The organism is Dietzia sp. UBA5065 (assembly GCA_002415925.1).
Lineage (GTDB): Bacteria > Actinomycetota > Actinomycetes > Mycobacteriales > Mycobacteriaceae > Dietzia.
In genome coordinates, this window is sequence record DIAZ01000010.1 from 9,899 (window position 1) to 18,812 (window position 8,914).

Annotated in this window: 11 protein-coding genes; 5 read left to right on the plus strand and 6 right to left on the minus strand. The window is 69.4% G+C overall.

Translation table 11 applies throughout. The features are described from left to right. From B4M60_RS00910 to fgd, 4 genes are all read right to left on the minus strand, one after another. The coding region (locus tag B4M60_RS00910) for a DinB family protein (protein ID WP_291079479.1) at window positions 1-479 on the minus strand (479 nt) is incomplete at its 3' end. Window positions 480-561: 82 nt separating this feature from the next. Further along, window positions 562-1,134 (minus strand): methylated-DNA--[protein]-cysteine S-methyltransferase, encoded by a 573-nt coding sequence (locus B4M60_RS00915; protein WP_291079480.1) that lies wholly within the window; start codon window positions 1,132-1,134, stop codon window positions 562-564. Continuing rightward, window positions 1,131-1,769 (minus strand): suppressor of fused domain protein, encoded by a 639-nt coding sequence (locus tag B4M60_RS00920; protein WP_291079481.1) that lies wholly within the window; start codon window positions 1,767-1,769, stop codon window positions 1,131-1,133. The genes B4M60_RS00915 and B4M60_RS00920 overlap by 4 nt, the downstream gene beginning before the upstream one ends. After that, window positions 1,766-2,785 carry a glucose-6-phosphate dehydrogenase (coenzyme-F420) gene (gene fgd / locus B4M60_RS00925; RefSeq protein WP_291079482.1) on the minus strand — a complete coding sequence of 340 codons (1,020 nt, stop codon included), beginning with the start codon at window positions 2,783-2,785 and terminating at the stop codon, window positions 1,766-1,768. Before fgd ends, B4M60_RS00920 begins: the two co-directional genes overlap by 4 nt. A gap of 339 nt (window positions 2,786-3,124) precedes the next feature. Here fgd and B4M60_RS00930 point away from each other — a divergent pair, with 339 nt between their 5' ends. The 5 genes from B4M60_RS00930 (at window position 3,125) to B4M60_RS00950 (ending at window position 7,631) form a co-directional block, all read left to right on the plus strand. Next, complete coding sequence (locus B4M60_RS00930; RefSeq protein WP_291079483.1) at window positions 3,125-3,823, plus strand: SipW-dependent-type signal peptide-containing protein; 699 nt, start codon at window positions 3,125-3,127, stop codon at window positions 3,821-3,823. A gap of 107 nt (window positions 3,824-3,930) precedes the next feature. Then, entirely contained in the window at window positions 3,931-4,593 is a 663-nt protein-coding gene (locus B4M60_RS00935) for a SipW-dependent-type signal peptide-containing protein (RefSeq protein WP_291079484.1), read from the plus strand. 245 nt (window positions 4,594-4,838) lie between these two features. Beyond that, window positions 4,839-5,345, plus strand: coding sequence for a signal peptidase I (locus tag B4M60_RS00940; RefSeq protein ID WP_414646698.1), 507 nt, complete (start codon window positions 4,839-4,841; stop codon window positions 5,343-5,345). 1,109 nt (window positions 5,346-6,454) lie between these two features. Then, window positions 6,455-6,832 (plus strand): hypothetical protein, encoded by a 378-nt coding sequence (locus tag B4M60_RS00945; protein ID WP_291079486.1) that lies wholly within the window; start codon window positions 6,455-6,457, stop codon window positions 6,830-6,832. A 169-nt stretch (window positions 6,833-7,001) separates the two neighbouring features. Continuing rightward, window positions 7,002-7,631, plus strand: coding sequence for a hypothetical protein (locus B4M60_RS00950; RefSeq protein WP_291079487.1), 630 nt, complete (start codon window positions 7,002-7,004; stop codon window positions 7,629-7,631). A 78-nt stretch (window positions 7,632-7,709) separates the two neighbouring features. On the opposite strand, the gene B4M60_RS00955 is transcribed toward B4M60_RS00950, so the two are convergent. After that, complete coding sequence (locus tag B4M60_RS00955) at window positions 7,710-8,279, minus strand: hypothetical protein (protein WP_291079488.1); 570 nt, start codon at window positions 8,277-8,279, stop codon at window positions 7,710-7,712. Between the two features lie 63 nt (window positions 8,280-8,342). Then, the gene (locus B4M60_RS00960; protein ID WP_291079489.1) at window positions 8,343-8,861 is read right to left on the minus strand and encodes a hypothetical protein; all 519 of its coding nucleotides are present in this window, start codon (window positions 8,859-8,861) and stop codon (window positions 8,343-8,345) included. Between the last annotated feature and the right edge of the window lie 53 nt (window positions 8,862-8,914).

An 8,914-nucleotide genomic window follows, 5' to 3' on the forward strand; every position in this document is an offset into this window, starting at 1 on the left:
GAGAAGAGGTGCTTGAGGTCCATGAGCAGGAGCTCCTGGTGCTGCTGCTCGTGGTGGCAGCCCAGTTCGAGCAGCTCCAGCCCCCGCTCGTCGACCCGGCCCGCCTCGAGGGCCGCCACCACCTCGCTGTCGACCCGCGCGCGGAAGTCCCCGATCTCCGCCACGCCCGGTCGGGTGATGAGGCCCCGCTCGGGCCGGGGTTGCCGCGGGCCCACGGCCTCGTAGTAGGAGTTGAACAGGAACCGGAAGATCGGCTCGGGCGGGGCGTACCCGGGCAGCCCGCCCAGGACGAACTCCTCGAAGAACCAGGTGGTGTGCGCGCGGTGCCAGGCGGCGGGGCTGGCCGCGGTCATGGACTGCGGGACCTGGTCCTCGGGGCTGAGCCGGGAGGCCAGCCGGTCGGTGAGGCCGCGGACCCGGAGGAACCTCCCGATCGCGGTCTCGGCGGTCGGTGCGGCGGTGACGTCTCCGACGGTCATGGGTTCCCCCGTGGGTCGTGGTCGGCGGTGGGTCGTGGTCGGCGGTCGGGTTGCCGCCAGAGTAACCACGCCGGGCGCTACGTCACACCGCTGGCAGTCCCACCGGCGCGGCCGCGGCGAGGTTGCGGCGCTCGTGCTCCAGCAGCCGGAGCCGGTGGCCGGGGCAGCGGCCCATCCCGCCGTCGGCGCGGATCACGCGGTGCACGGGGATGACCAACGGCACGGGGACGAGGCTGCACAGCCGCCCGACCCTGCGGGCGGTGCGGGGCCGCCCGGCGTCCACGGCGATCTGCCCGTAGGTCGCGGTCTGGCCGTAGGGGATGTGCTGGATCTCGCGGTAGACCTCGCGAGAGAAGCCGTCGTGCACGCCCGCGGCCGCCCAGTCCACCGGGACGTCGAACCCGCGCAGCTCACCGGCGCAGTACGCCCGGAGCTGGTCCGCCAGGCGGGCCAGGTGGCCGGCCGCCGCGCCGGGGTCGGGGTCGCGCGCCTCGTCGCGCTCGCGGGCGTCCGGCACCGCCGCGTCCACCAGCACCGCGCCCGGCCCCACTAAGCCCGGCCCCACCCACTCCACCCGCGCGATCCCGAGCGCCGTGGCCTCGGCGACCATCCGCCCGGCGGCCGTGTCGAGCACCCGCACGAGCGCCGCGCTCACACCACGCTCGGCCGGTCCGGGTCGGTGACGTCGGCGTTGGCGGCGTCGAGCAGCCCGAACAGCGCGTCGGCGCCGTCGCGGCCGATCGCGGACATCTCCGCGGTGGTGATGGGCACGGCCTGCAGTCGCGTGAGCAGCGGCCCGGTGCCGTCGGGGCCGCCGGTCTCGTCCACCACCTGCAGCTCGGGCCACAGGAACGGCGGGGTGAGGACCAGGTGCTCGCAGCGCCGACCCGTGTCGACCAGGCCCACCGCGCCCGGGATCACCGCGCCGGGCGCCACGTGGATGGAGCCGGTGGCCACGGCCAGGGCGCACGCGTCCAGGACGTCGGCCATGGCGCGGTGCCCGGTGCGGCCGACGGTGACGAACTCGCTGCGGATCTGTCGCCCCTCGGGCGTGGTGACGTTGGTGGGGAGCTCGCGCGCGCCGATGGTGGCATAGGTGGAGAACCCCGGCGCGGGCATGTCGTCGACGACGACGATGTCGCAATGCCACTCGGTGGTGTTTCCCTCCTCATCCGGCTCGGTCTCGTGCGGATACCGCAGGACGCGGACGGAGGACTGCCCGCCGAGGATGCCTTCCAGACCTCCGAGGTCCGCCGTGTCCGGGCCGGCGAGATGGTGTTCTTCGGTCATTTCAGAGCCCTCAGTCGCGGTTCGAGATCGGTGGAGAACAGGTCGAGGAAGCGCTTCTGGTCGTGGCCGGGCGCGTGGAAGACCAGGTGGTTCAGTCCCGCGTCGACGTACTGCTTGACCTGCTCCACGGCGTCGTCGGGGTCGGAGGTGACGATCCAGCGCTTGGCGACCTGCTCGATGGGCAGTTCGTCGGCCAGTCGTTCCATCTCGCGCGGCGAGTCCACGGAGTGCTTCTGCTCGGGGGTGAGTGAGAGTGGCGCCCAGAAGCGGCAGTTCTCCAGGGCTGCGGCCGGGTCCGGGTCGTAGCTGATCTTGATCTCGATCATCCGGTCGATGGCCGAGGAGTCGCGCTCGTTGATCCCCGCGCCCTCGTCGACGGCCGGCAGCAGCTTGTCGGTGTAGAGGCCCATGCCCTTGCCGGAGGTGCAGATGAAGCCGTCGCCCACCCGGCCCGCGTACTTGGCCACGACCGGGCCGCCGGCGGCGATGTACACCGGGACGCCGTCGGCGGGCACGTCGTAGAGGAAGGCGTCCTTGGTGGTGTAGTAGTCACCCTCGAAGGTGGTGGTCTCTCCGGTCCACAGCTCGCGCATGAGGCGGACGGATTCGCGGAGGCGGGCGAAGCGCTCCTTGAACTCCGGCCACTCACCCTGGTGGCCGGTGGCGATCTCGTTGAGCGCCTCGCCGGTGCCGACGCCCAGGAAGATGCGGTTCGGGTACAGGCACGCCATGGTGGCGAAGGCCTGGGCGAGCACGGCGGGGTTGTAGCGGAAGGTCGGCGTGAGCACCGAGGTCCCGAGCTGCAGTCGCTCGGTGCGCTCCCCCACCGCGGTCATCCACGACAGGGAGAACGGCGCATGCCCGCCATCGTGACGCCACGGCTGGAAATGATCGGAGACCGTGGCCGAGTCCATGCCCGCCTGCTCGGCCAGGACCGCGTATTCCACGAGGTCTCGGGGGCCGAACTGCTCGGCTGACGCCTTGTAGCCGAGCTTCAGGGGCGGGGTGTCGGGCATCGGCTTCTCCTCGGGTCGGTTCGGGAAACGGTACTGCGCGGCAAATACGGACTGCGATCCAGCCTACGGCGCACGCGCGCTGCGGTTCTGACATCCGAACGCCACTACCCACGCCGTCACACCAGGCAGGGCGAGCGTCCACCGCGCTCACACTGCGTCCATGCCAGCCGATTGCGCGCGCATTAAGCGGGACTTTACTTTTTCTCTTGGGCGTCTAAGAGTCTTCTCGGATTCAGGACACATATCACGCAGGGGCGTATCGCTCGGCGGGCCCGGATCCCCGACGCTTCTGCCCCGGGCAGGTCTCGGTGCCCCTTCCCCCGCAAGAAAGGCCTGCGAATGACCGCGCAATCCCCTCTCACCCCCGACGCCCAGAAGAAGGCGGACAGCCGCCGCAAGCGCAAGGCGATCCTCGCCGGCGGCGTGGTCCTCGGCCTCGGCGCCGCGGTGACCCTGGCCGCGTGGTCGGATGACGTGTTTGCGAGCGGCACGTTCAACACCGGCACCTTTGAACTCGAGGGCAACGTCACCACAACGAATGTGACGGCACCCTTCGCCGGCACCACGGGCTGGGACAAGTACGACTCCGCACCAGGGGGCGAATTGAGGTTCGACCAGGCTCTGACTGGCGGCACCGCCATCGAGCTGCAGCCGAACGAAGAGGTCTTTGCGCCGATCACACTCCGCCTCTCCCCGGAAACCACGATCGCTGGCACATTCGTTCTGAACGAAGTGGGTTTCGCCAGCGGCTTCGACACCGACCTGTCAGGCAACATCGCATACCGCGTCATTGACGGCACGACCGCCACCGCCTGCAACGATCAGACCCCGGGCGGCACGGATTGGGCCAACGGAACCGTTGTCGGAACCGGACCTACCGCTCCCACAACAATCGGAACCGCCCTTCCGTTGTCTGCCGCCGCTGCGGATTCCGACCAGCTCTGCCTTGGCGTCACATTGACCGCCAACACAGATGCGGTTAAGGCCGCAACCGCCACAACCATCACCTGGCGGTTCACCGCCACCGCCAACACCTGATCACCGCCGACCCGGCTCAGCGAGCAGCTGACGCACGGTCGTGATCTACCCCCTCGGGCGGGACCGCTCAGCGGTCCCGCCCGACCACTCCACCCCGGAAGCAGATTATGAGCGACTCGCCCGCCCCCTCCGTCAAGCTGGACCGCAACCGCAAGCGCAAGGCGCTTCTTGCCGGCGGAGTCGTCCTGGGCCTCGGCGCGACCATGACTCTCGCCGCCTGGACGGATGACGTGTGGGTGAACAGCACGTTCTCATCGGGGAAGTTCAACGTCCAAGCCGCTGTCGACAGCGGCGGCACGGCTTGGGCTGAACACGCGACATCGCCGGGCGGCGCGCTGACCTTCACCGTAGCCGCGACTGCTGCCGCGATGACGCCCAGCGACTCCGTATACGCCCCGATCAACTTCAGGGTGGACCCGAGCGCGAACAGCTACGACGCCGAGATCAGGCTCTCGACCGCGCCGTCGGGTGCCGCAGTCTCCAACTTGGCCAACAACGCGCTGTTCTCGAACCTCACCGTCGCCATCTACAAGCTGGCGCCCGCCTCCTGCACCGCCGCGGGAACGGGCGCAGCCACTCCGGTGGTCACCGGGCCGTTGACGACCACCTATACCGCGAGTCCGTTCTTCACTCTTTCGAAGACCGCGTCTCCAGACACGACTCCGCAGGCTCTCTGCTTCAAGATCACGTTGAACGCCAGCGCACCGGCGGACGTGAGGGGCGGCACCACGGGCCAGCTGGTGTGGAAGTTCGACGCCAAGTCCGTCTGACCAGGATTCGGCTACCACCAGACCTTGACGCAGCTTCCCGAAGGACGTGATGACTTGTCGACAACGAAGTCGTGCGTGTTGACACGGTCCCGGCACGCGGGCCTGGCAGAGGCGCCCGTGGCGCCCGCGAAGAGGCCCGCGCTGCGACCACTCGGAGCGTCGACGTGAGCGTCGCCATGTCCCGATCGACTGGGGATGCCACAGGGAAGGCGGACTCCACCGCCCCGACCTCGACCCGCAGGAGCATCTGGTCCGCCGTCGAAGACGGGATACTCACGGTGCTCGCGGTCCTGGGCGCGATATGCATCGTCGCGACGATCGCCGCGTTCGCCCTCAACATCAGCCTGATCATGTTCAAGACCGGGTCGATGTCACCGACCATCCCGACCGGCTCGCTCGCCGTCGTCAGACAGATCCCGGCGTCCGACATCCGCGTCGGCGATGTGACGACGGTGTCACGCGGCGAGGATCAACTTCCCGTGACGCACCGGGTCGTCTCCACCACGCCAGTCGGCAACGGCGTGTACTCGATCGAAATGAAGGGTGACGCCAACGACTCACCCGATTCCCAGCCATACGAGGTGACCGAGGTCAGAAAGGTCCTGTGGCACGCACCCGGTCTCGCCTACGTGGTGTCGGCGGTCAGTCAACCCAAGTACATGGCGGGGATCACGGTCGCGGCGTCCCTGCTGGTGGTCTGGGCTTTCTGGCCCCGCAAGCAGCACGCTCAACCCCAGGAAGTAACGGAATGACAAGACGACCGGGCAGATGGAGGGCCGCGGTCATGGCCGTCGCCACACTCGCGATGCTGGGGACCACGGCTACGAGCGTGGCTCCCATTGAACTGACCGAGGCGGCCTGGACCGATAGCGTCCACGCTAACGCCAGCTTTACCGCCAGCCAGTATGTCGGGATCAATTACGCGCGGGGGTTGGGAGCCTATGGCGAATTCGTGCGCGACTACTCCTTCTTGAGCGGCGCAGAGGCGATGGACGGATATGAGGCAACGCGGACGACAGGTCAGAACCCCGTAACTCAGACCAATAACACGCCATTCAGTAACGAATCGGCTCTACTCGCCCTGCCGTTCGCCATGTCGGGTGTGCGTTGCGCGCGCGCCGCACCGCCCGGCACGGAGTGTGCCCTAGCAAGTACTGCGACCAGCTACGCCTTGGCGGATGTCACCGAGTTCAGGGTGCATGCAACGAACCCCTTTGGCGTCCCGACCACGCCGCTTGTCGTCTACGAACCGTCGTCCTCAACCAACCCGCTTCGAGTTTCAGCGAGCTGTAACCCAGGTACGTCTGGTAACACGGGGCTGGCGGGAAGCGGATCGTTCACTCTCGGCAGCGGGGCCAGCACCAAGACTCTGGCTCTTCCCACCAAGGCAGCACCTCGGAAGCAGCAAGTCCGAGAAACGAGTTCCTACAGATATCGCGTCGCTCTTCTCTACACCGAGGACACGGCTCTCAACTCGGCATGGGCGCAAGTCGCCATCAATATCCGGGCCACTAACCCTAGTGGTACCACCACTTACTGGTCGGTCGACGCGATTCTTGCCAGAGCCGAATGCGGAAACTCTCAGCCGTTGCCGGGCTTACCTACCCGACCCACACAATCTAACCCCGCCGTTGTATGGGACACAAGCTTCCCAAACTCAGCCTCTGCCCCCCTGGCGCCACTAGCCGCATCCGATCCCGACCCCGGTCTTTCGACTGAACGCGGGGAAGATGTCCAATCCGCCCCGTCGGTGGACGGTCTCCCCGCAACCAGCGAAGCCGGACACACCGCCACCACGACGTCGACCACCGCCAGCCGCTTCGCTACGTCGACGCGGCCCAGCACAAGTACCGCCACGCGCATGCCGGCCTCCACGACGCAGGTCCCCACCGCCACCACGCCCAAGACCACCACCACCCCGCCGGCCACTAAGACCCTCACCTCGACGTCGGCAGCGCCCGCGGTCGTCATTCCCGATGAGCCCAGGCCGCTCTCACTCTCTGCTCGACTCGAAGACGTCGGGACCGCGACCGTGGGCGGCGATGACCTCGTCGTCGTCACCCCGGGCACCACCGTCCCCACCGACGCACAGCAGGGGCTCGCGGCCCTGGAGATCTGGCTGAGCGGCGGCGACCCCGGCGACACGTGGGCCACCTTCACCTCGGACGATGCCGAGCAGGACGGCTGGCGCTGGGCGGCCGTCAACCAGACAACCGGCACCGTGGTCTACATCCGCTGACGATCGGCCTACGCAGGCCCGGGAGTGATCTCGGCCACACTCGGGGCGGCTGTAACGATGCTGCGAGCCCCGACCATAAACTAGGTGAACCGGCGATCACTGCGGCCCCGCCCGCACCAGAGCCCCCTCCTCTGGACCGATCTCCACCAGACGGCCCCTCGGAGGAGTCATGCGCATCCGGCACGCGGCGACCACACTGGTCGCACTCGGTGCCGCCTCCGTCTGCGCACTCGGCGCGACTGTGATCGTCCAGGACCGCGAAGCGCAGACCCGCGAGTCCGAACTGCGCAGCTCGGCGTGGTCCGTCCAGGCGTCCACCGACTTCGGTACGACCTGGACCGCGCCCATCTCCTCCTACGGCGGCCACTTCCCCGTCCGCGTGGACACGGCCGGCCTGCGCAACCGCTCCGCCTACCAACCCCTGACACTGCGCACCACCGTCGACTCCCGGTCCGACGCCCACGTCGACATCGGCGAGGGTGCGCTCGTCGAGGGCGACCCCGAGACCGCGTCCCACGTACGGGTCCGGGCCGTCTCGGCCAGCGGCGGAGCATGCGCCGCGCCGGCGTTCGATCTCGACTCGCCCAGCATCCTCGCCGGCGACAGTGACCGCCCGGTGCCACTCGACGCGCCGACCGTCGACGAGCCGCTGGTCCTGCCCGGCGCCACCCGCACCACGCCCGGATCCCCGGTCACCGTGTGTCTCGAGCTGAGCATGGACGCGGCCGCCCCGGCCACCGACTCGATGCTCACGCTGGCCTGGCCGGTCGACATCGCCCGCGGCGACGCCGACTCCTAGCCGGCCCGGCGCAGCCCCCAGCCCGGCCCGGCCGAGCGCAGCCACCACCCCACCGCGCGCCGGCCCGACCCCGGACGCTCAGCGGCGCCCGGCGGCCTCGGCATAAATCCGCGCATGGGCCGCGATGACGCTCGTCGGATCAGCGCCCGCGACCCGCGGCGGGACGGCCCGGGGATTCTCCAACGCCGCCCGCACCGCCACCGCCACCGCGGACGGATCGCGGGGATCGTAGATCTCCCCGGAATGATCGCCCGGATCGCAACAGTCGAACCACTGCTCCCGCAGGAACCCCACCGCCGGGAACACCGGCGACACGCCCAGGTCGCGGCACAACTCCAACCAGGTGGAATGGGTGGCGAAGCGGTACGGCAACACACACACGTCGAGCGCGGCGAACTCGGGCAGCAACGGCGCCAGGTCCAGCGACTCGTACCGCACCAACCGCACCGACTCCCAGCCGCCCTCGGCCGCCAGCTCCGCCACCAGATGGTGCCCACCGGCCTCGCGGTCCTCGCCGCACGCGTCGCGCCACGCCTGCGCCTCCACGACGATCCGCAGGTGCGCGCCCCGCCGCCCGTGGGCGACGGGCGCCAGCTGGTCCAGCAGCTCCGGGCCGTCGATGTTCTCGCCCATCCGCTCCAGCAACACCCCCACCACCACCGGATCGCCGGGACCGCGCAGGTGCTTGCCGGCGCGGATGGCGGAGGAGACCTAGTCCTCGTCCAGCAGCCGCGGGTGCGGCACGACCACCGGTTCGACGCCCCACCGCACCCACAGTTCGTACGCCGCCACCTCGGTCAGCGTCACCACCGCCGCGGCGGCCTCGACCAGCGTGCCGGTGTGATCGCGGTGCGGGAGTTCGTCCTCGTGGGACGGGTAGACGATGTCGTGGACGGTGAGCACCATCGGCACCTCAGACCGCGCCAGGTGCTCCACCACGCCGTCGGCGCTCTCGGGCTCCAGGTAGTCGTAGCCGAAGTGCACGTGCGCCACGTCCAGGTGGTCCAGCGGGTGGCCGTCGAGGTGGATCTCGCCGGAGGCCGGATGCGCGGGGTCGTGCTCGGCGGGGGTGGCCGCGTCCGCCGGGGTCTGGCCGAGGACCACCCCCGGCCGCACCGGAACCAGCTCGACGTGGTCCAACCCGTCCAGGCCGGTGATGCGGCGCACCGCGGGATGCGCGGCGGGAAGCACCGCAACGCGGGTCACCGACCCACCCCCATGTGAGCGCATGGAACTTAGCCTAGACCCCTGCGCAGGTCGTCGATCAGGTCTCCGGCGAACTC

Bases quoted from the DNA above. Each gene is read 5' to 3' on its own strand.
- B4M60_RS00920 (WP_291079481.1), bottom strand. From the start codon at position 1,769: ATGACCGAAGAACACCATCTCGCCGGCCCGGACACGGCGGACCTCGGA.
- fgd (WP_291079482.1), bottom strand. From the start codon at position 2,785: ATGCCCGACACCCCGCCCCTGAAGCTCGGCTACAAGGCGTCAGCCGAG.
- B4M60_RS00960 (WP_291079489.1), bottom strand. From the start codon at position 8,861: ATGCGCTCACATGGGGGTGGGTCGGTGACCCGCGTTGCGGTGCTTCCC.
- B4M60_RS00935 (WP_291079484.1), top strand. From the start codon at position 3,931: ATGAGCGACTCGCCCGCCCCCTCCGTCAAGCTGGACCGCAACCGCAAG.
- B4M60_RS00945 (WP_291079486.1), top strand. From the start codon at position 6,455: ATGCCGGCCTCCACGACGCAGGTCCCCACCGCCACCACGCCCAAGACC.
- B4M60_RS00950 (WP_291079487.1), top strand. From the start codon at position 7,002: ATGCGCATCCGGCACGCGGCGACCACACTGGTCGCACTCGGTGCCGCC.
- B4M60_RS00930 (WP_291079483.1), top strand. From the start codon at position 3,125: ATGACCGCGCAATCCCCTCTCACCCCCGACGCCCAGAAGAAGGCGGAC.